Annotated in this window: 17 protein-coding genes; 13 read left to right on the forward strand and 4 right to left on the reverse strand. The window is 49.9% G+C overall.

Translation table 11 applies throughout. The features are described 5' to 3' along the window. Positions 1–93 precede the first annotated feature (93 nt). Positions 94–1,065 carry an HNH endonuclease gene (locus ACQ4M4_RS18370; RefSeq protein ID WP_430685904.1) on the reverse strand — a complete coding sequence of 324 codons (972 nt, stop codon included), beginning with the start codon at positions 1,063–1,065 and terminating at the stop codon, positions 94–96. Between the two features lie 315 nt (positions 1,066–1,380). On the opposite strand from ACQ4M4_RS18370, the gene ACQ4M4_RS18375 reads away from it, so the two are divergent. The 7 genes from ACQ4M4_RS18375 (at position 1,381) to ACQ4M4_RS18405 (ending at position 9,885) form a co-directional block, all read left to right on the forward strand. Next, positions 1,381–1,998, forward strand: coding sequence for a transglutaminase domain-containing protein (locus ACQ4M4_RS18375; protein ID WP_430685905.1), 618 nt, complete (start codon positions 1,381–1,383; stop codon positions 1,996–1,998). Between the two features lie 194 nt (positions 1,999–2,192). Then, on the forward strand, positions 2,193–2,816 hold the full coding sequence (locus ACQ4M4_RS18380; RefSeq protein ID WP_430685906.1) for a LysE family translocator: 624 nt from the start codon (positions 2,193–2,195) through the stop codon (positions 2,814–2,816). Positions 2,817–3,360: 544 nt separating this feature from the next. Next, positions 3,361–4,701 carry a CHAT domain-containing protein gene (locus ACQ4M4_RS18385; protein ID WP_430685907.1) on the forward strand — a complete coding sequence of 447 codons (1,341 nt, stop codon included), beginning with the start codon at positions 3,361–3,363 and terminating at the stop codon, positions 4,699–4,701. 555 nt (positions 4,702–5,256) lie between these two features. Continuing rightward, the gene (locus tag ACQ4M4_RS18390) at positions 5,257–5,967 is read left to right on the forward strand and encodes a DUF928 domain-containing protein (protein WP_430685908.1); all 711 of its coding nucleotides are present in this window, start codon (positions 5,257–5,259) and stop codon (positions 5,965–5,967) included. 38 nt (positions 5,968–6,005) lie between these two features. Continuing rightward, positions 6,006–8,531: a putative bifunctional diguanylate cyclase/phosphodiesterase gene (locus tag ACQ4M4_RS18395; protein WP_430685909.1), complete on the forward strand. Its 2,526-nt coding sequence runs from the start codon at positions 6,006–6,008 to the stop codon at positions 8,529–8,531. A 271-nt stretch (positions 8,532–8,802) separates the two neighbouring features. Beyond that, positions 8,803–9,519, forward strand: coding sequence for an S-layer homology domain-containing protein (locus tag ACQ4M4_RS18400; protein ID WP_430685910.1), 717 nt, complete (start codon positions 8,803–8,805; stop codon positions 9,517–9,519). 66 nt (positions 9,520–9,585) lie between these two features. After that, positions 9,586–9,885 carry a Mo-dependent nitrogenase C-terminal domain-containing protein gene (locus ACQ4M4_RS18405; protein ID WP_430685911.1) on the forward strand — a complete coding sequence of 100 codons (300 nt, stop codon included), beginning with the start codon at positions 9,586–9,588 and terminating at the stop codon, positions 9,883–9,885. A gap of 263 nt (positions 9,886–10,148) precedes the next feature. Here ACQ4M4_RS18405 and ppsA read toward each other — a convergent pair whose 3' ends face one another. Next, the gene (gene ppsA / locus ACQ4M4_RS18410; RefSeq protein WP_430685912.1) at positions 10,149–12,668 is read right to left on the reverse strand and encodes a phosphoenolpyruvate synthase; all 2,520 of its coding nucleotides are present in this window, start codon (positions 12,666–12,668) and stop codon (positions 10,149–10,151) included. 739 nt (positions 12,669–13,407) lie between these two features. After that, positions 13,408–15,195 carry a PAS domain-containing sensor histidine kinase gene (locus ACQ4M4_RS18415; RefSeq protein WP_430685913.1) on the reverse strand — a complete coding sequence of 596 codons (1,788 nt, stop codon included), beginning with the start codon at positions 15,193–15,195 and terminating at the stop codon, positions 13,408–13,410. Positions 15,196–15,466: 271 nt separating this feature from the next. Between ACQ4M4_RS18415 and ACQ4M4_RS18420 the strand changes: the two genes are divergently transcribed. The 6 genes from ACQ4M4_RS18420 to ACQ4M4_RS18445 all read left to right on the forward strand — a co-directional run bounded on the left by ACQ4M4_RS18420 (position 15,467) and on the right by ACQ4M4_RS18445 (position 20,543). Continuing rightward, positions 15,467–16,246, forward strand: a complete 780-nt coding sequence (locus ACQ4M4_RS18420) for a response regulator transcription factor (protein ID WP_430685914.1) — start codon at positions 15,467–15,469, stop codon at positions 16,244–16,246. A gap of 257 nt (positions 16,247–16,503) precedes the next feature. Beyond that, a complete protein-coding gene (locus tag ACQ4M4_RS18425) occupies positions 16,504–18,072 on the forward strand; it encodes an ABC transporter substrate-binding protein (RefSeq protein ID WP_430685915.1) in 1,569 nt (522 codons plus the stop codon). A gap of 12 nt (positions 18,073–18,084) precedes the next feature. After that, complete coding sequence (gene ntrB / locus ACQ4M4_RS18430) at positions 18,085–18,918, forward strand: nitrate ABC transporter permease (RefSeq protein WP_430685916.1); 834 nt, start codon at positions 18,085–18,087, stop codon at positions 18,916–18,918. Continuing rightward, positions 18,915–19,805: an ABC transporter ATP-binding protein gene (locus ACQ4M4_RS18435; RefSeq protein WP_430685917.1), complete on the forward strand. Its 891-nt coding sequence runs from the start codon at positions 18,915–18,917 to the stop codon at positions 19,803–19,805. Before ntrB ends, ACQ4M4_RS18435 begins: the two co-directional genes overlap by 4 nt. Before the next feature lie 139 nt (positions 19,806–19,944). Continuing rightward, positions 19,945–20,394, forward strand: coding sequence for a cyanase (cynS, locus tag ACQ4M4_RS18440; RefSeq protein WP_430685918.1), 450 nt, complete (start codon positions 19,945–19,947; stop codon positions 20,392–20,394). 14 nt (positions 20,395–20,408) lie between these two features. Beyond that, positions 20,409–20,543, forward strand: coding sequence for a hypothetical protein (locus tag ACQ4M4_RS18445; protein WP_430685919.1), 135 nt, complete (start codon positions 20,409–20,411; stop codon positions 20,541–20,543). 74 nt (positions 20,544–20,617) lie between these two features. Here the strand turns inward: ACQ4M4_RS18445 and ACQ4M4_RS18450 are convergent, their stop codons facing one another. Then, positions 20,618–21,748 (reverse strand): fatty acid desaturase family protein, encoded by a 1,131-nt coding sequence (locus tag ACQ4M4_RS18450; protein ID WP_430685920.1) that lies wholly within the window; start codon positions 21,746–21,748, stop codon positions 20,618–20,620. Between the last annotated feature and the right edge of the window lie 134 nt (positions 21,749–21,882).

Genomic DNA, 21,882 nt, shown 5'->3' on the forward strand with positions numbered 1-21,882 from the left:
CAATAACACCCGCAATCAGTCCCAAGTGGTCCAAGTTCTCGATCTGCAAGGGGGCGATCCTAACTCGTCTCCCTCAGCTTATCCCCACTCCCTTTAATTCCCAGAGCAACCTGCGGAATGTCGGTTCCAGTAGTTGCAATGCCATCTTAGGGCCTCAAGTCTCGGTTGATAGTTCAGTTGAGTTGGCATCAGAATTCGTTCCCCATGAAAATCTCGGATTGGTTTCGTATCCGCTAGCGTCTCTTCATAAAATCGCTCGTCGGGTACCACAATTCTGTAGCTATCATCAATGCCAAACCAACCATGGTCAAATGCCCAATGGTGATTTTTACAAAGGGAAATGCCATTGTCAAAGCGATCGTCCCGAAATTCAGCAAACGGCTTGATGTGCGCTCCGTCTACAATATTCTGATTATCCTGACTAATTACTTTCAATTTACAAAAAACACAGCGCTGTTCATAGAGAGAAACAACCACTCTTCTAAACGCCGCATTTCTAATAAACATTTCTTCTTCATCCTTTAAATCTTCTACCTGATAAACTGCACCCCCTTGTTCAGAGAGCTGACGCTGAATATTCTCGAATTCATCGACTTCGTAGAGCTTTTGAAGCTGAATCTCTTGATGAGGAAACCAGGTTTGCATCAAGATGTTTGCAAATTGAAGTCGTGTAATAGGGGATTGCAGCAGCTCAAAGAGTTCAGGATCGGTATAGGCGTATCTTACGGCGTTTCGCAACACTGATAAGCCTGGTTTGATGGATGCAAGGTTTCCTTCATAGCTCATGATAGGAGCCAAGTGCCAAAATTTATCACCTGTCAGATGAAAGAATGGAAGTGCAATCTTGGCTTGGTGGTGGGTTATGACTAAATTGGACCAGTATTTCAAGAACGTAGCAATGAGCTCTGGAGAAAGGTAGATCTGATTGGTTTGAATCTTTTTCTGTTCAATTAGCTCCGTAACCGCTAGTAAGAGAACTGGCTTGTGTGGAGCGTTTATCCCCTTTTTTCTATTAACGTTGAGCTTTGCGAACTTTCTAGCGTAGTAATCCAGGTCTTTTTTCATTGCTTACGACCAAGCTCTTCACAGCCATTTCCAAAATACGCAGGAAATCTTGAAACCTATCAGCTTGTTAGATTTCTTCAACCAAGCGTTCACTGAAACATCTTCCTCATGAATCTAAGGGCCAAGACGACTGGATAGTCCGAAGGCACAAAGCGACCGATGGGCTTGTTGGAACGGTTTTGGAAGCTACAGACCAGGAAAACTTGGTGCAGTTACTTCGCAAGCTTTTGCTGTCATTTGAGGAGTGATTAGCCAAATCATGGCAAAATGTGCAAGATTTGGGGATGAGAAATAGAAACATCAACGCTGTTGATCATGTTAGACAAGAGCCAATATTTAGCCGTCAGTGAAGTGATTAACTGGAAGTATCCGGCTGTGCTAAGACAGGCTCGACACATTGCACAAGGACATGCAACAGATGTGGCGATCGCCCAAGCCTGTTTTGAGTGGGTGCGCGACACGATCTATCACAGCGTTGACTACCGTATGAACCCAGTCACATGTCGGGCATCCGACGTGCTGCGCTATGCAACCGGCTATTGCTATGCCAAAAGCCATTTGCTAGCGGCTCTACTGCGGGCCAACCACATTCCAGCAGGGTTTTGCTATCAACGCTTGAGTATCGATGATCGGGGTGCGCCCTATTGTCTGCATGGAATGAATGCAGTGTACCTGTCAGATTTTGGCTGGTATCGGGTCGATGCTCGCGGCAATCATAACAGGATCAACGCTCAATTCATGCCACCTGACGAGCAGTTGGCCTACTCAATTCGGCTACCAGAAGAGGCTGATTTTCCTGCAATCTTGGCAGAGCCGCTCTCGTGTGTGGTGCGAGCCCTGCAAACTCAAACAACATGGACTGCGATGCAGAACCATCTGCCTGATTTGTCACCCCACCAAGCCAAACAGCTTGGGCTCATGGCGGGTTGCTAGCGCATACTCTTGTGAAACAGACTGAACCAATCTAGATTGCAAGAGCCTGGCTTGTTTGATATAGAGTAACCCAAGTTTCAACATAAATTTTCTGGGTGAGGCTGCATGGGCAAATTACGAACCGCTGCTGCACCGGGTTGAATTCATCACAGCCTCTAGAATTCTAAGAATTCAACCAGTGTGTAGGAATCAAGATGATGACTTTTGCAAGCATGCTCGCCCTATTCAGTGCCATGGTGGTCTTGGCTGCACTTCCGAGTGTGAGTGTGCTTGTGGTATCTATGCGATCGGCAATGCTGGGGTTTCTGCATGGCGCCGTTACTACATTGGGCATTGTTGTGGGGGATGTGCTGTTTATTTTGGTGGCACTTTGGGGCTTATCGTTCCTGACGGAAGTTTTGGGAAGTTCAGCCTCGCTTATCTCCTACCTAGGTGGTGCCTATTTAATTGGCTTAGGAATTGGATTATGGAGATCTCAGTCTAAACAGGCAGATATAGAAGTTAGAGGGAAAGCTTCTTGGATGTCGAGCTTTTTGGCTGGATTATTGATCACCTTAGCCGATCAAAAGGCCATGTTGTTCTACTTGGGCTTCTTTCCAGCATTTCTAGATATTTCATCCGTATCCTATCAAGAGACAATCGTTCTGCTGGCGATCGCCATAGTCGCTGTAGGGGGCGTCAAGCTGATTTATGCGCTCTTAGCGAACCAGTCTAAGCTACTCATGCATTCTTCAATTCGCCACAGTCTCAACGTGCTCGCAGGTGGAGTCACGATAGGTGTTGGCGTCTTTTTAATCCTTAGGGCTGCGCTTACTTAACAGGGTTAATATCCCATTGTGAAAACGTTATAGTCGTCCACAAATCTTTACCAAACTGACCCTTGATAAAGGGCTGGTCTAGAGGGTTCCGCGATGCACAATCCCTAGACTAGCCTTTTTTATGGGCGCGACGCGCAGGCAAAATGGGTCTTGATTTATCTAACACCAATCTTTAGCAAAGTGTTTAGCAATTAGCCTTCAATCTAATTTAATCAAATTTTATTCATAGAAATTGCGGCTTACAAAGTTAAGTTTCTGGTGCAAGAAGTTAATGTTTCTGGTTTTGATGTCTAACATTTTTTCTTCGGAGCCGACTATTTTCCTTGAGCTTAATCGTTCTAATTTCGACCTGTTAGCGATCGCTTATTTTCCCAAATAGCCCCTGTTTCAATAATCATTTGATCCAAATAAAATACGCTCACCTCTCTGTTGAATTACGGATATTACTGGGTACGCTAGGTATGCATTAATACTTTATGTTTGCAGAACAACAGGGTGCCGTATTCTTAGATTCTTTTGTATCTATCAGTCTTTTAGAATCCAAATGCCACAACAACCCTTCAAAACTGCTCAGCAATGGATTGGTCGATTGGTCAGTGCTGGAATGATTGTAGGCTGGTCGGCGTTGCACGGACTGCCAGCATTATCTCAATCGCTGAGCGAAAAAATAGTTGCCATGGAGCAAGGGCTCGAGCAAGAGTTTGAATCATATTTTGGCGAAGACTTGGCTGATGTGACCCAAACACCCGAAGACATTGCTCAAACCCTGTCTCGTATTGCCGCAGAAACAGGAACCAAACCTGCGGTGCTGTGGGCCATACCGCGGGGCGATCATTTGCACTTAGTGTTGCTGACTCCTGGCGGTACCCCCATTGTGCGCGACCTGTACGATGTTCCCGATGATGAGTTGCAGCGGGTGGTCAATAATTTCATGCTGGAAGCAAGCAGTGTGGCCCCGTTGCGATCGCGCCCTGCTGCCGAAAAACTGCATCAGTGGATCATTGAACCGTTTGAATCTGAATTTTTGGTAGCTGAGGAGATCGATACCATCCTCTTTTGCTTAGGAAAAGGACTGAGAACCATTCCCATCTCGGCCCTGCATGATGGTTCTCAGTTTTTAATTGAGAAATACAGCCTGACTCGCATTCCAGCCTTTAACCTGATTCAAACCGACTATGCCCGAGTGCGCCAGGGCCGAATTTTAGCCATGGGTGCATCAGAGTTTCAGGAACAGAGCCCCTTGCCAGCGGTGCCCACCGAGCTGTCCAACATTTTGTGGGAACTGAGTTTTTCGAGACCCCGAGATGAACGCTGGGTTGGGCGATCGCTGCTAAATCAAGACTTTACACGGGCAAATCTGGAACAACACATCCGTCAGGACTCACCCAACATCGTCCATTTGGCAACTCACGCTTTTTTTCAAGCGGGTAATCCCGACAATTCCTATATTCAGTTCTGGGATGATCGACTTCAACTCAACGACATACAGCAGGTTGAATGGAATACACCATCGCTCGATTTGCTGGTGCTGAGCGCCTGTCGAACGGCGATCGGCAATGATGAAGCCGAGCTAGGATTTGCCGGATTAGCGTTGCAGTCGGGGGTGAGGTCGGTATTGGCCAGCCTATGGAACGTCAGCGATACAGGCACGCTAGCGCTGATGAGCGAATTCTACCGCCAGATAGATAGCGCACCAACCAAAGCCGAAGCGCTGAGGCAAGCCCAAATTAAAATGTTGCGGGGCGAAGTTCGCTATGAAAACGAGCAATTGCAACTCTCACGAGGCCGTCTTCCGCTACCCGACGAGCTAACTACCATTGCACCACATGATTTGTCTTCACCCTACTACTGGGCAGGATTCACGCTAATTAGTAGTCCGTGGTAAGAAATTTCGATTAGGAAAGGAAATTTCCCAGAGTTGCGCAGCTGGATAGATCGTTCATGGCAAATCATCCAGCGTTATGAAGACTGTGTAGGCAATGCATCGTGATTTATCCAACATGAGCTTATGACTCAAAGAACATGGTTCCATCGGTGACTCAGTGAATTTCACCTCGTCCGTTCAGTCATTTCCTCGGTCAAAATCATCATTTTGCTGATGTGCCACCTCCGTAAGTCCTGTAATTTAAATAACATCTCAACTTAATTCCATACGCAATCTCATGAGATACATGCCAAACCATAGATTTACTGCGTTAATGAGCTAAGCCAATTAGCCGAAATTTATCGAAACCAAACTGCCTATCGTAATTCCACGGTTATTTTCAGTATTGCTAGTTACTAACCTAGAACAGTAATGATATTTCTGCTCTGACAATGCAGACACGCTTGAATAGGTCGCTTCAATGTTTTGCCTGGTTTGATGCTGATCAGTGATAAGACAGCTCAAATATAAATCGGCATGAATTCGAGATGTATGTTTATCGGGATGAAATTTGACATGACGACGATACGGAAATTTCAGCGGTTGCTATTGCCGCTGGTGATTGGATGTAGTTTGATCCCCGCGTTGGGAACGCTGCCAGCGATCGCGCAGCAAAACCGCAATGATCGCAGCGAGTTTCCGGGACGCCGGGTAGGCGGCGGCACTCGAGGCAGTTGCCCAACTAATGGTTCTGCGCTAGTGGCACTGAACCCGGCTAGCAATTTGGGAAAAACGATGAGCGATCGCCCGTCGCTGTATTTTTTGGTACCGCCTCTAGAGGCAGGGTACGAGGTGGAGTTTTACCTGCGGGATGCTCACGAGAATCCGGTTTATGACACAAAACTAACCAGTCGTGGAACGGAGGAGATTGTCGAAATTCAGCTTCCTAGCAATACGGTCTCCACAGATCAGGACTATCATTGGTTTTTTGTGGTGGTGTGCGATCCGCTGGACCGTACACAAAACATGACGCTTGAGGGATGGCTGCGTCGCGTTGAGGCAGTAGAAACGCTGCGGGCGATCGCCCCTCCTTCCAGCATTGAAGAGACGGTGGCGCTGGCTCGGGCCTACTGGCAAGCCGAAATTTGGACGGATGCGATCGCCCTCATGGTGAATTTGCGTCAGGCCAATCCAGCCAATGCTGCATTGCAACAACAGTGGACTCAGCTCCTCCAAGCGCTAGAGCTAAGCCATACAGTTGAGCAAATTCAAGCTAACCAGCTTTAAACGTACGCGCTGGCAAACTTCATCTCAGGAAACGTGCTGTGTTGCTAGCTGCCTTGCCCTATCTCAAGCCTATGCGAGCGCTCTCCACATGGCTTCATCGGTGGAGCGATCGAGTTGGTTCGCCAGCGCGTATTGTTGGCGTGGCGGGTCGAGCCGTTGTGCTGGGTGGCAGCTTGTTTGCAGGCGTGTTGTGGGGCACGCACTCTTTTGGAGCGTTCGAGACCTTTGAGCTCAAAATTTTTGATCACTGGAAAAATTTGCGGCCTGATGCCAGCGTTGATGAGCGGATGCTCATTGTTGCAATTACCGAGACCGATTTACGTCGGTATGGCTGGCCCGTATCGGACCAAACCTTGGCTCAGGCCATCGCCCAACTGCAGGTTCATCAGCCTGCCGTAATCGGGTTGGACTTGTATCGAGATATTCCACGGCCTCCCGGCACGCTGGTTCTCAACACTCAACTACAAGCTGAAAATTTGATTGCCATCACCAATATTGTTGGTGAGATTCCAGCGCCGCTTGGCGTGCCAGCGTCTCGCACGGGGTTTAATGACCTAACGCTGGATACAGATGCCGTACTGCGTCGCAATCTCCTATTTGTGGCTGGGCAGACGGACTATTATTCCTTTGCCTTAAAAGTGAGCTTGGCATACTTGGCGAATCAAGGCATATCGTTTCGATACGATAGTGATTCGCTGTTTTTGGGTGATCATAAAATTCCGATTCTTGCCCCAGAAGATGGGGGTTACCAGATAGCCGATGCTCGTGGCTACCAAACGCTGTTGAACTATCGCAACCGCCAAGCCCCAGCCCCCACGATAACGCTGAGCCAATTGCTAAACGGCGGCATCAGTCCCGACCAAGTGCGCGATCGCATTGTGCTGATTGGCACAGTCGCCGCCAGCTTAAAAGACCATGTCTCAACTCCCTATAGCGTTTATCAAGCAAACCAGTTTCAAATGCCAGGGGTGGTGATTCATGCCCAAATGACAAGCCAACTGCTAGATGTCGCTTCAGGACAGTCGGGGTTGTTTCGGTTTTGGCCCCAGTGGAGCGAGGCGCTGTGGCTATGGGGGTGGGTAATCGCTGGCGGGGCGATCGCCTGGCGGTTGCATCATCCCATCGCGTTTGGGCTTGCTAGCCTTCTCGGAATTGGCATCATTGGGATCATTGGCTGGCTCCTGTTTTACAGCTTTGTGTGGATTCCGGTAGCACTGCCCATGGTTGGCTTTGTGGGAGCCATTGGGGTTGGCATAACACTTCGACTATTTTTTACGACCTATCGCGATCCACTCAGCGGACTGCTTAATCGAGCTGCATTTGTGCTGCGGGTGCAGCGATCGCTCTCCTTAACAGCCCTGTCATCGCATCAGCGCACCTATGGCGTGTTGGTTCTGGGCATTGATCGGTTTCACCTCATTCAGCACAGCTTGAGCAATAGTTTGAGCGATCGGCTGCTGCTGCAGATTGCCGCCCGCATTCAGTCCCGTCTGCCTCGAATTGCCCTGCTCGCCAGAATTACCGCCAACGAGTTTGCCATTGGTCTGGTGAGTTCGCATCCGCACGTCATTACAGCGCTGGCCGATCAGCTCCAGGCCGATTTGGCAAAACCATTTGCTGTGGGGCCGCACTCGTCAGTAGTGGTGCCCACGCGCATCGGCATTGCCCTCACCCGAGGCGAGCATATCTACACCTCCGAAACCCTACTGCGGGATGCCCGAATTGCCATGTATCGAGCAAAAACGCTGGGTCAAACTCGGTACAACGTGTTTTCGGCAGGCATGCGTCAGGATGAAATTTACCAGTTTACGTTAGAGGCGGATTTGCGTCGGGCGATCGCAGCTCAAGAATTTGTCCTGCATTATCAACCCATTATTTCCCTACAAACGGGTGAAGTCAGCGGATTCGAGGCATTAATTCGCTGGCCCCATGCCCAACAGGGATTTATCTCGCCGCAGCATTTCATTCCCTTAGCCGAAGAAACAGGGCTAATTTTGCCCTTGGGAGAATGGGTGTGCCAGGCGGCCTGCCAACAGGCCGTCGCATGGCGGCAGAGATATCCCACGCGATCGCTCACGCTCGGCATTAACCTATCAGCCCGCCAGTTTGAGCAGCCCAATTTCACTCAGCAGCTTGCAGCTATCATTCAGCTTTCCAATGTTCATCAGTTTACGCTGAAGTTTGAAATTACCGAAAGTATGGTGATGGGCGATGTGGAAGCCGCCATCGATACAATGCTACAACTCAAGGCCATGGGCTGTAAGCTGAGCCTGGACGACTTTGGCACGGGCTATTCTTCTCTCAGCCATTTGCAGCGTTTTCCCATTGATACGCTCAAAATTGATCGATCGTTTATCCATGCCATGAATGGCCGAGTTGAAGCTCGTGAGATTGTGCGAACAATCATTGCTTTGGGGCATAGCCTTGGCATGGATGTAGTCGCTGAAGGGGTAGAAACGCCAGAACAGGCGACGATTCTGCGATCGCTCAATTGTGAATGGGGCCAGGGCTACTTTTGGTCAAAGCCGCTGGCCGCTAGCGAAGCAACCCAACTCCTAAAATAGCGATCGCCATCGGTTTGCGAGTTTGTGCTATCGTTTGCTGACCCTTGCAGGGTGGACAGTCAGAGTGGACAGTCAATGAAGCATCCTACACAAGATGTATTTTGATGGTGAAGCAGACACGATATAAGGGACCAAGCAGGTTCGTGCCTCAGCAAAGCGGGAACCTTAATAGTTGGAATCAGTCCTATTCACCCGAATGGGTTACACCAGTGGAGGAAGCCGTTGGTTGTTCTGGCTGGTTACTGTAAACAAGGCTCAGAAGGTGCTGAGTATGCGACGACTAGCAGAAGCTGCATTACTAACCTTGATGTTGGCCTGTATTCCTGCGATCGCTCAAATGCAACCGTTGGTTGACCCGGTGCAGCAGGTGGTAAATGCAGGCTTGATGACGCCTGCAAAAGATGGGCAATTTCGGGAAGAAGCCCCGTTGTCGCGAGCAGAGCTGGCTCGAATCTTGGTGAAAACCTTTGAGTTAGAGCAACGATTTTCGGGTTCAGAGAGTCATTTTCAACCCGTTCAGCTGGCTGATGTGCCAGTGATGCATTGGGCCTATGCCGATATTCAGGCGGTACTGCAAACCGGGCTGATGACCAAGTTTCCGGGCGATCGCTTCCTGCCAGATCAGCCCGTTACTCGGGCCGAGGGCTTTGCCGTCATTGCCCAAGCCTCTCAGCTACCCAAGCCGCAAGGTAAGCAAATTGCCCAAGTGCTGTCTCGCTATGCCGATGCTAACCAAGTGCCAGCTTGGGCCAAAGATCCCCTGGCGGTTGCGCTATCCAACGGGTTGGTGAATTGGTTGGATGTGAACCAATCCAAGTACATCGCTCCACAACAGCCACTCACGCGAGGAGATGCCGCGCGATCGCTCAGCGTATACCTCAACCAGCGGCAAGCGCGTCGTCGTTTGTGGGATCGCTCAACAAATTCATCCCAGCTTCAGCCAAGGGCCAGCGTAATTGTTCCTTCCTTTAACCAAACCTTCTCCTAAGCTGGTTATCTTGAAGCTGAGCTCATTCATTCCATAGGCGATGGTACATCGCCGACAGGTGAGTCTATGAACAACATTTCTTCGCTCCATCAACCGCACAATACTTCTTCCGATCTCCTAAAACCCATTCGCAAGTGGCTCAATCACATCAACGTGTGCGATCGCACCAAAGCCCACACCATTGCAAAATTCATTCCCGCCCAATGTCCATTTGAACGAGATATCGTTTTGTTTGGGCGCACGGTGGCTCACATTCCCCCACTTTGCAAGCTCAACCCCTTCTATGACGAGTTTGTTAGTCTGCGCTTTCGCTCCTTGTGCTACCTCGCAGATGAATGTGGAGAAGATATCAGCTCTTACATCTAATAATCCAACGTTAGTTTCAGTCCAGTTTTTTTCTCAGGGTTTCGTGGCGTGAAATTCTCACAAAAACCTGTGTACGCAACACGCACTCAACCGCGAATGCTTCGGCTTATTCTTCACAACTAACGTTAATCCAACCCTCGCCGAGCGAGAGGCTTGTAGTCAGAAGCCTCTCGCTACAAGCTTCTCGCTCGGTTGCATTTCGCCGAAGTTTATCAACAGAGGGATTCATCGACCAGCCCCGTTGGTTGTTTAACCAGCATCAGTTAGTTGCCAGAATCCACCGAGGCGATCGCCAGTCGAGTCTTCAGCACCGAATCTGGATTCAGGCTAATAGAATCGATCCCCTGCTCCACCAACAACTCAGCAAATTCAGGATAGTCGCTAGGAGCCTGACCGCAAATACCAATCTTGCGGTGGTACTGCTTGGCTGTTGCAATCACCCGTCGCAGTTTGCGTTTTACGGCCTCATTCCGTTCGTCGAATAGATGGGACACCAAAGCAGAATCCCGATCCAACCCCAGCGTGAGTTGGGTTAAATCATTAGACCCAATCGAAAAACCATCAAACACCTCACTAAACTCGTCTGCCAGCTCTACATTACTGGGCAGTTCGCACATAACATAAACCTGAAGACCATTTTCGCCCTGCTTCAGGCCGTTCTTGGCCATTTCGGCAAGCACCTTGCGACCCTCCTCTGGCGTGCGACAAAACGGAATCATTGGGATCACATTGGTCAGGCCCATCTCATCACGCACTCGCTTAAACGCCTGACACTCCAACCCAAACGCCGCCTGGTAGCGAGGATCATAATAGCGAGAAGCACCACGCCAACCCATCATTGGGTTTTCTTCATGCGGTTCAAATTCTTGCCCACCAATTAAATTGGCGTACTCATTACTTTTCAGATCTGACATGCGCACCACCACAGGTTTGGGGTAAAACGCCGCCGCCAGCATGCCAATTCCCGAGGCCAACTTATCCACAAAGTAGGCTGAGCGATCGTCGTATTGCAAGGTGAGCTGGCTAATTTCCCACTTGGCTGCTTTATCCTTCAGCGTGTCAAAGTTCAGCAGCGCTAGTGGATGGACCTTGATGTGATTGGCAATAATAAACTCAGTGCGAGCCAGCCCCACGCCATCGTTAGGAATCATCGATAGGCGAAATGCTTCTTTAGGATTGCCTACGTTCATCATGATTTTGGTGCGCGTTTGGGGCAACGATCCAAGCTGCAACTCCTCAATCTCGAAGGGCAACAGTCCGTCGTATACATGGCCTTCTTCCCCCTCCGCGCAGGATACCGTCACTTCCTGTCCATCATGCAGCAGCTCCGTGGCATTGTCACAACCCACAATCGCCGGAATTCCTAGCTCTCGGGCAATAATGGCTGCATGGCACGTGCGGCCACCTTGATTAGTAATCACCGCACTGGCCTTTTTCATAATGGGTTCCCAATCGGGGTCAGTGCGGGTTGTTACCAGCACTTCTCCTTCCTGAAACTCATCTAGCTTGCGAATGTCAACAATAGTACGCACCTTGCCCTGGCCAATCATTTCGCCAACGGCCCGTCCGGCCACAACTGGACTAGGATGGGGTACCTGATCATCCGATACGAGATGATAAGTGCGCAGAATATTTTCGGTACGTTGAGAATGCACTGTTTCGGGCCGAGCCTGCACAATGAAGAGTTGTCCAGTTTCCCCATCTTTGGCCCACTCAATATCCATCGGGCTTTCGGTGCCGCGTACCAAGGCATAGTGGTCTTCAATAATGCAGGCCCATTCGGCTAGCTTGAGGACTTCGTCATCGCTAAGGGCAAACTTGGCCTGGTCAGCTTTGGGAACGGCTTCATTTTTCACAGAGCGGGTGCCGCCAAGGTCGTACACCATTTTGATTTCTTTGCTGCCCAAGCGTTTTTCCAAAATGGGTTTGAAGCCCTGCTTGAGTGTGGGTTTGAAGACGATGTATTCGTCGGGGTTGACGACACCTTGCACAACATTTTCCCCAAGACCATAGGCAGCAGTAACCAAGGCGGCATTTTTAAACCCGGTTTCGGTGTCAATGGAAAACATCACGCCAGAGGTTGCCATGTCGGAGCGCACCATTTTTTGCACCCCTACAGATAGAGCAATTTCGAAGTGGTCGAATCCTTTGGTAGTGCGGTAGGAAATGGCGCGATCGGTAAAGATGGAGGCGAAGCACATGTGGCAAGCGTTCAGCACATGGTTAATACCGTGGACGTTGAGGTAGGTTTCCTGCTGTCCGGCAAAGCTGGCATCGGGTAGGTCTTCGGCGGTGGCGCTAGAGCGTACGGCTACATCCACGCCACTGTGACGACTGAGGCAGGCTTCGCGATCGCTACCACTCAGGGTGTCACACATTTCGATGGAAGAACCATAGCGATCGCACAGTTGGATATACGCACGAACAATCGCATCTTCGAGTTCTGATGGGAATGGGGTATCTAAAAGGAGGGTGCGAGCTTGTCTACCACGTTCACGCAAATTGTTGACATCGGTTACGTCCAAGTCAGCGAAGAGCGATCGCAACCGGGCTTCCAATCCTGCTCGCTGGATAAAATAGCGAAACGCATAAGCAGTAGTGGCAAAGCCGGTAGGTACGTTCACGCCCTTGGGCGCTAGCTGCCGAATCATTTCTCCTAGGGATGCATTTTTGCCACCAACGAGGCCCACATCACTGATTCCGACCTGCTCAAACCAAAGGACAAATGCGTTTTCTTTGGAAGATGCATCGGAAGAAAAATTAATATTTTGAGCGGTAACCATGCGCTTGCGTCCTGTAACTAAGTGGATGGCTGAAGGGATGAAATCATGCCTCAATGCAACGTTAAAGGTGGAACGTCGAGAAACACTTGAACATCAAAAGCGGCGAGAGGCTCGATCTCACAATTTGCAGATTTGCAAAATGGAAAAATGGTGCAGTGATTATCGGATTGGTTTGAGGTTCATTGAAGGGAATTTAAGATGAAGTTCAACTTTTCCAATCTCAAAGAAAAACTCATGAAGAATTATGTTAACTTCAGACACTTTCGAACGATATTTCATCCAAATAGGGGATGAAAAAATAGGGCGATCGCGTGTTATCTCACGAACGAATTGAATAGAATAGAATTATGATTTCAGAAAGCGAGTGAACTGTAGATAGAACAACGAGTTGAGGCAAGATACCTCAATACTCAATCGCCTCTCTATTGGCTAGGGTAACAAACTTAAACTTGGAATGAATCAAAAATTAGAAGGAAGTTTCAGCTTATTCAAAAAATAATAAAAAACGCAAAGAATAGTCGTTATCAATCTAAGGCTTTAAAAGCGTTGCAATGCCTTTCGTTTCAGGCATGTAAGCCCATCAACATCAAACCGAAAAATCTTAAGTTTTGTACAAAATCAATTGTTACAGCAGTCGGACTTACGCTGTTCAGTGATGTGCATAAGACAAGCTACAACACACCATTGAACGGGTTAAGATTGATATAGAATATAGGCTGTGCGAGTCGTGAACACCCGATCACGAATGGGGAAAGCTAGGTCGTAATGGCAGGCTGATGCGAAAAGTAGTGCCTTTTCCTAACTGACTAGCTACTTTTATATCACCATGAAGAAGCTCAACAAATTCCTTAACAATGCTGAGCCCTAGGCCCGTACCAGGAATATTGCTAACATTTTTTCCGCGATGAAAGGGCTCAAACAGGTAGGGCAGATCTTCGGGAGGAATGCCAATACCGCGATCGCCAATGTGAAACACAACCATTTGCTTGTAGCGCCGCAATTTAAATTCGATGGGCGTTGCGTGAGGTGAATAGCGGATGGAATTGGAGAGCATATTCGTCAGAATCGATCGCAGTAGCCTCTCATCCATGTCTGCAATCAGCGTTTTGTTGCGAGTCACGAATTGAATGGTGTGATTGGGATGACTTAGCGATAATTCAGTCGTTAATTCACAACAAAACTGAACGAGGTCGATCGCATCCACTTGAATATCAATTCGGTTAGCCTCAACTCGTCCAATCACAAGAATGTCATCAATCATTTGAGTCATGCGCTCAACATTGGCTTGAATACCCTGTAAGAAGTTTTCTTTCTGTTCTGAACTGAGTTGGGTATCGTATCGTCCGAGGGATGAAATTGACAGTAAAATGTTATTCAACGGATTGCGAAATTCGTGACACACCATGGATACCATGCGCGATCGCACGTCGCTTAATTCCTTGAGTTGCTCATTGACTTGGCGCAACTTTGCAGTTCGTTCACGCACCTTTTGTTCCAACTCTTCGTTCGCACGGTGCAACACAGCTTCGGCCCATTTGCGTTTGGTAATATCGCGAAAGGCAACCACCGCTCCGATCAGCTTTCCCTGCTCATCATGCATGGGAGTGCTAATGTATTCCACTGGAAAGCTCGTGCCATCTTTTCGCCAAAACACTTCGTCTGAAACGCGATGAATAATACCATCGTGAAAGGCAGCATAGATGGGACATTCTGCAGTGGGATAGGGGCTACAATCAGCTTTGGAATGATGCAAAAGCGCGTGCATGGATTTGCCAATAATTTCATCCATTTCCCAGCCAATCATCTGCGCCCCTGCGGGATTAATGAACGTGGCATGTCCATGCAAATCAACTCCATAAACCCCTTCACCAACCGCATTTAAAATGAGCTGGTGCTGCCGTCGAAGCGATTCTAATTCGGCATGGGTGGTGGAGGATTGCTCTTGCTGGGCACGTCGAGCATAGGTGGCAAAGAGTTGGCCAACATCCAGCACGGCAAACTGGTTGGGTAAACTCACCACAATTGGCTCAGATGCGGTTGCACGGGGACGATCCAACAGTTGGGTAATCACCGTTTGAAGCGGTGTGCTGCTGTCAACAGCGTGATAGGCCAGGGCAGTTTGCCACCATGAACCCACAGCGAAGAGCGGTTGGGACTGCGCCATAGCCCACTGGGTTGAGTGCGATCGCCACTGCAACAGCTGCTGCCGAGACACCATACCCACCGCGGTCGGTCGGTTGGATGAGGTATCTGTAGCGGAAACCTGGGAGACGGGACTGACAATCAGGACACCCGGCAGATGGCTCTCACTGTCAAACAGGTGGGCCAAGTCTTGATAGGTGCTGTGGAGGGACAGTGTGCGATCGCTCAGGCTCAGTTCGCTCAGGATAACCTGTAGCGCTTGGCCGGATGCAGATTCACAAAAATCTGTTGGGCTGGCTGCACCAAGAGTCGCGTGCGATGGTTCAACCGCAACGGCAGATTCCAAGTTGGAGGAGCCAGAAGACAGCCAAAAATCGTGCTTCATGGTCTTTTGCATACGGAGTGCGATCGCCCTTGAAGATGGAAAAACCGTCAGGATGGTTCGCAAGATCTACGTAAGAGTAGAGTTTTTTTTCAGCCTGTGCAGAATCGCGTTAAATCAACAGAGCCAACTTGCAAACCCAAAAGCGTGACGAGGAAACGATAGGCTGCCGTGCAATCGATCCACTCACAGAATACAGGACTGTAGTGCATTACACATCGATACCCGCTAAAACCCATTAATAAAGAGAGTGTAATGTACCCTGTGCAAGCCGATGCCAACAATTCTTGTCATCGAAGATGAACAGCAAACGCGAGACATTTTTTTGCGATGTCTTGCGTTTGAGGGGTTTGATGCCTTGGGAGCGGCCAGTGGCTCAGAGGGAATTGCAATGGCGATCGCGCAGCCTCCCGACTTAGTCGTGTGCGATATTATGATGCCCGATCTAGATGGCTACCAAGTGTTATCGACCCTGCGCCAAGAGACCATGACAGCGGCCATTCCCTTCATCTTTTTAACGGCCAAGGTGACGATGATGGATTTGCGCCGAGGCATGGAACTAGGAGCCGACGACTACCTGACCAAGCCCTGTACAGTAGAGCAGTTTTTAACCGCGATTTCGACTCGGTTGCAGCGGCAGACTATGCTGAAGCACTGGTATACCGAGCAAAATGCCCGCGACATTGCGTCTACCGATTCTATCTTTCCTGATATTCCAAAGTTGGCTCCGGTGTTTCAGTTCATTGAGTGCTACTATCAGCAATCCATCACGCTGTCGGATGTGGCGCAGGCAGCGGGCTATTCTCCGGCGTATCTCACCAATGTGGCGCAGGATTTGACCGGGCGATCGATCAAGCAGTGGATTACTGAACGCCGCATGACTCAGGCACGAATGCTGCTTCAGCAGACGGATCAACCCATTGGCGAAGTGGCAGCGGCTTCAGGCTATGCCGATGTCAGCTATTTCATTCGCCTCTTTCGGCAACATCATGGCATGTCGCCTCAGGTGTGGCGCACGTCGCTGTCAACATCCCTGCATGCCAAGGCTGGCTAGTGTTTGCATCTACCATCCCAAACAACCCATGGCGAGCGCCCGGTGCGATCGCCATTTTTTTCGCCTGCTATGTCTCCTACCCGTTTCAGCCAAACCTTCAGCCGAATATGGAGAGTCACTGACCAAATCTAAAGAAAATCCTACTTTCCCTAAAAAACCTCCAATGGTTTTGCGCGATCGCCCTGGTAACTTACACACAAAGCATTTAGCCGTGCATTCATCCAGCTAACTCTTCGTCCTGATACGGAGTCCTTGTCATGTCATCCAGAGCGTCTCATCTGACCCGGAGTGGGCTATGTCCCTGTGGCGGCAACCATTTGCCGCAAGACCATTACGAATTTTGGGAAAGTATGCCGCAAACCCCAACAGACCTGATCGCCGATCTGGTCAAAATGGGGCTGTATAAACCTCAGGCATTGGAAATGGCTCAAGCCATGACCGAAGTAGAAATGCGAGAAGCTTTGCTGCTGCGCAACATTGGACAGGGCAACCCCGCTCGCGAGCAACTCTTGCGAGACCTGATGCGGGAAGCAGGTGGTCTGGATCAGGCCATGGCGGCAGCGTTTGGCGTTCACGCCACCGAGTTTTTCAGCAATACCATTCGCAATGGGGACTTTAGCCGTCGCGATTTTCTCAAGCGCATTGCGGTCGCCGGAACGTTGATTGCCATGGGAAGCTGCGCCCAAGCACCCGAAGCACCCACTACGGATGCCGCCGCTGGTGGTGCCGCCCCCACAAATCTCGAAAAAACGGATGTGCGGATTGGCTTTATTCCCATCACCTGCGCCACGCCCATTGTCATGTCAGAGCCACTGGGCTTTTACGAAAAGTATGGCCTGAATGCCTCCGTCGTCAAGATGCCAAACTGGGCGGCTGTCAGGGATTCGGCGATCGCCGGAGAACTGGATGCGTACCATATGCTGTCGCCGATGCCCATTGCCATCACGTTGGGACTGGGTTCCGCTGCTTTCCCCATCAAGCTGGCCAGCATCGAAAATATCAACGGTCAGGCCATTACCGTAGCGTTGAAGCACAAGGATACGGTGAAAGGACCCGCAGACTTCAAAGGCTTCAAAATTGGGGTGCCATTCCCCTACTCCATGCACAACTTCCTGATCCGCTACTACCTGGCGACGGGCGGCATCAATCCCGACACCGATGTACAAATCTTCCCCGTGCCGCCACCGGATAGTGTTGCCAAAATGACCGCTGGCGAAATTGACGCCATGCTCATGCCCGATCCGTTCAACCAGCGGGCCGTATTTGAAGGAGTGGGTTTCATCCACATGCTTACGAAGGATTTGTGGGAAGGACATCCCTGCTGTGCTTTTGCGGCCAGCCAAGAATGGATTGATACCAATCCCAATACCTTCAACGCAGTGAACAAGGCCATTATCGATGCAGCCGCCTATGCCAATGATTCGGCCAATCGCATCACGGTATCGGAAGCGCTGATCGAGCGGCAATACCTAAACCAGCCGCTACCTGTGGTACAGGCAGTATTAACCGGCGAATTTGAAGATGGCCTGGGCAATACGCAAAATGTGCCCGATCGCATTGGCTTTGATCCCTATCCCTGGAAGAGTTTTGCCAAGTGGATTTCCAGCCAGTTGGTGCGTTGGGATTTGATGCCTGCGGATAAGGCAAATTACGAACAAATTGCGCAAGATATCTTCTTAACCGATTTGGCGGCGGAACTGCAAACCGAGTTGGGTCAAACGCCACCGAAAGAAACGGAACGAGTCGAAACCCTGAAATTCGACACGTTTGATCCCAGCAATCCCGATGAGTACGTAAAACAACAAGTCGAAAAATTCAGCCTGTAGGAGGGTGGAACCATGGCCAATCCAGCCATACAGTCTGCAAAACCGATCGCAAAACCATTCACGCTCACACTCAATCAAAAAGCAACGCTGCTATTTTTGTTGATTTTGGGTGTGGTACTGCTGGTGTGGGAAGCGGGCGCTCGGCTCAATCTGTTTTCCCAGCTTATGCCACCCGCCAGCGAAACGCTCAAGGATTTTTGGTGGTGGGTATCCAATCCGTTTTTTGATTACGGTCCAAATGATAAGGGCATCGGCTGGATGCTGCTCACCAGCTTGCGTCGAGTTCTGTTGGGATTTGCCATTGGATCGGCGATCGCCATTCCCCTGGGCATTCTCATTGGCTTATCGGAAGTGACTTCACGAGCCGTCGATCCATTCATCCAAATCCTCAAACCCGTATCACCCCTAGCGTGGCTACCGTTGGGTTTGGGCTTACTCAAAAATTCGGAAAACACTGCATTGTTCGTGATTGCGATTACGAGTATTTGGCCAACATTGATTAATACCAAGTTTGGTGTAAGTCATGTGGATCAGTCGTACCTCGATGTATCCCGCACATTAGGCGCATCTCGTTGGCGCACGTTGACCAAAGTGATTCTCCCAGCTGCTGCTCCTTACATTGTTTCGGGCTTACGCATTAGCATTGGCATTGCCTGGCTGGTGATTGTTGCTGCTGAAATTCTAGTCGGCGGTTCCGGTGTGGGCTACTTCGTGTGGAACGAGTGGAACAACTTAAAGATCACCAGCATTATCACCGCCATTTTGGTGATTGGTCTGGTTGGCTTAGTGCTCGATCGCCTGTTTGGCTTACTACAAAACTGGGTTGCGTTTGGACGACGACTATGATCACATCCATTCATCCCCAAAATCTGTCATCCATGACTTCTAGTGCGCATCTTTCCATCCGCAATGTCTCCAAAGTCTATCCCGGCAAGCGTGACTGGTTCAGTCGCGTTACCAAAAAGGCATCGGCAGACTACGTTGCACTCGACGACATCAACCTGGAAATTGAACCGAACACGTTTGTTTCCATCATTGGACCGTCGGGTTGCGGCAAATCCACTCTGCTCAATATTTTGGCAGGCTTGTCGGCACCGACCTCGGGCGAAATTTTGATGGATGGCGTGCCCATTACGGGACCCGGTCCCGATCGCGGCGTGGTGTTTCAAAACTATGCGCTCATGCCGTGGATGACGGTGCTAGAAAACCTGTGTTTTGCCATTGAAACGGTGAATCCCAAACTCTCTGCTAGTCGGCAGCGGGCGATCGCCCAAGAGTACATCGATTTAGTGGGATTGACTGGCGCAGAACGCAAGCACCCCCATGAGCTATCGGGCGGGATGAAGCAGCGAGTGGGCATTGCCCGAGCGTTTGCGATTAATCCCCAAATTCTGCTGATGGATGAGCCATTTGGTGCTCTGGATGCGCTGACTCGCGGCTTTTTACAAGACGAGGTGGAGCGCATTTGGGAACAGCAGCGCAAAACTGTCATCCTCATTACCCACAGCATTGAAGAAGCGCTCCTGCTTTCCGACAAGATTGTGATGATGACCCGTGGCCCAGAGGCCAAGATCGCCCAAATTTTGGACGTGCCGTTTGCCCGCCCCCGCCATCGCGAAACGCTGGATGAACAGCCTGCGTATCATGCGCTGAAGGCGGAGATGGAGCTACACCTATCGCGTGAAACCCGTGCGGTGGAAGAGGCGCGAATTCGCAGGCCAGTGACGACGTGAAGCAATTCGGAAAGCAATTCGGAATTCGAAGTTCGTAATTCGTAATTCGTAGACCAGAAAACGACATAGACGAATTCGGAATTCAAAGCTCGTAATTCGAAAGACCATTCATTGACGCATTGAAGTAAGGAGATTGACGATGTCTACGACTGAACTACCCATCATTACTCAAAAGCTGTTGGCGGCGAAGGAAGCCAGTGGTGTAACGTTTGCTGAATTGGAAAAGCTGGTGGGGCGCGATGAGGTTTGGCTGGCGGCGGTGTTTTACCGTCAGGCCAGTGCTTCGATGGAAGAAGCGACGAAGATTGCTGAGGCGTTGGGTTTGGGGGCGGATGTTGCCGCTGAGCTGACGGAGTATCCGGTGAAAGGGCTGGGGCCAATTGTGCCAACCGATCCGCTGATCTACCGTTTCTACGAAATCATGCAGGTGTACGGGATGCCGATGAAGGCGGTGATTCACGAGAAGTTTGGCGATGGCATTATGAGTGCGATCGACTTCACGCTGGATATTGAGAAGGAAGAAGACCCCAAGGGCGATCGCGTCAAAGTCACGATGAATGGTAAGTTCCTGCCCTACAAGAAGTGGTAAGTGAGAAAAGCCCTATGAAACGCGCACGTGATCTCTCGACCGAATCATTGGTAACGGACTGGCTGCCGTTTGTCACCAAAGTGTTAGCCTTCATTGGCCTGTGGCAAGTACTAACGAACAGCGCCGCGTTCCTGCGTCATCTGTTCTAAATCTAGTTTGAGAACAAAAAGGGGGAAGGGGCGATCGCCCCTTCCCCCTTTTAATTATCGATATGCGTGCAGAATTACTGTGTGACAGGGCGCATGCCTAAGCGGCGCAGCCAGCCGTAGTGCGACACAATACCGCCCCAAACGGACTCATGTTCTACATATTGCACACCAAACTCTTCGCAGGTCGCTTTCACAATGGGTGCGATCGCCGGGTAGTTTGTATGGCAAATTTGGGGAAACAAATGGTGCTCAATCTGGAAGTTTAAACCTCCCAAAAACCAGCACACCAGCGGATTATTGCGAGCAAAGTTGACCGTGGTTTCCGCTTGGTGAACCGCCCAGGAATTCTCCAGTCGGCCCGACTCATTGGGCATGGGGAAGTCGGCCTCCTGCACCGCATGGGCTAGCTGAAACACAATGCTCAGCATCAATCCCAGCGCCATAGAAACCAGCAGGTAGCAGCCCAACACATTCCACACCGAGTGATAGAGCAGCGGAAGCACAAATGCCAGCGTAAAGAATGTGATTTTGCCAGCCACAAAAATCACCATATTCCAGCCCGTGGGGCGGGGACAGTGGTTTTCGGCCATGCGCTCCGTGATCACAGCTTCCACATCATCTACCAACTGCCACTTGATGGTCATAATTCCATACAAGAACCATAGGTAAATGTGCTGCCAGCGGTGAAACGAAAGCCACGGCTGATGGGGCGATAGCCGACCAAACATTCCAATTTCGAGGTCGCTATCATGGCCTGTAATATTCACATAGTTGTGATGAAACACGGCATGCTTCCAATGCCAGGTGTAGGAGCTACCCCCTAGCAAATCCATGGTCATGGCGGCCAATTTGTTCACCCAAGACCGATTGGAATAAGCTTGGTGTCCGCCATCGTGCTGAATGTTGAAGCCGATACCCGACATCACGACACCTAGCAGCAGCGACAGAGGAACAGCTTGCCACCAAGTTTGTGCCCAAAACACCAACGAAATGTAGACGGCTGCCAAACTGGCTAAAAGAATTGCAGACTTTAAATACATTTCTGGACAGTCGCGCTTTTGGCGTCCAGTTTGTTGAAAAAAATCATCGACGCGGCGTCGAAGCTCAACCTGAAATGTGTTGTTTTTATCGAATTTGAGCCGCTTGCCCGGTTCTGCTGTTGCACCAGAATCAAGTCGCTCTTGAAGCATTGGATCTTTGGACATGCATCTACTCAACAATGGACGGAAGCCATGCACGATTTTAGGCGATTTAGATTTGACACGAAAGATTACGATTGTAATCCCAGTGTTTCAATCTTGGGCGTGGCCTACATGATCTAGCATGACGGATGAGACTG

The organism is Leptolyngbya sp. AN02str (assembly GCF_050565595.1).
Classification (GTDB): Bacteria; Cyanobacteriota; Cyanobacteriia; order Elainellales; family Elainellaceae; genus Kaiparowitsia.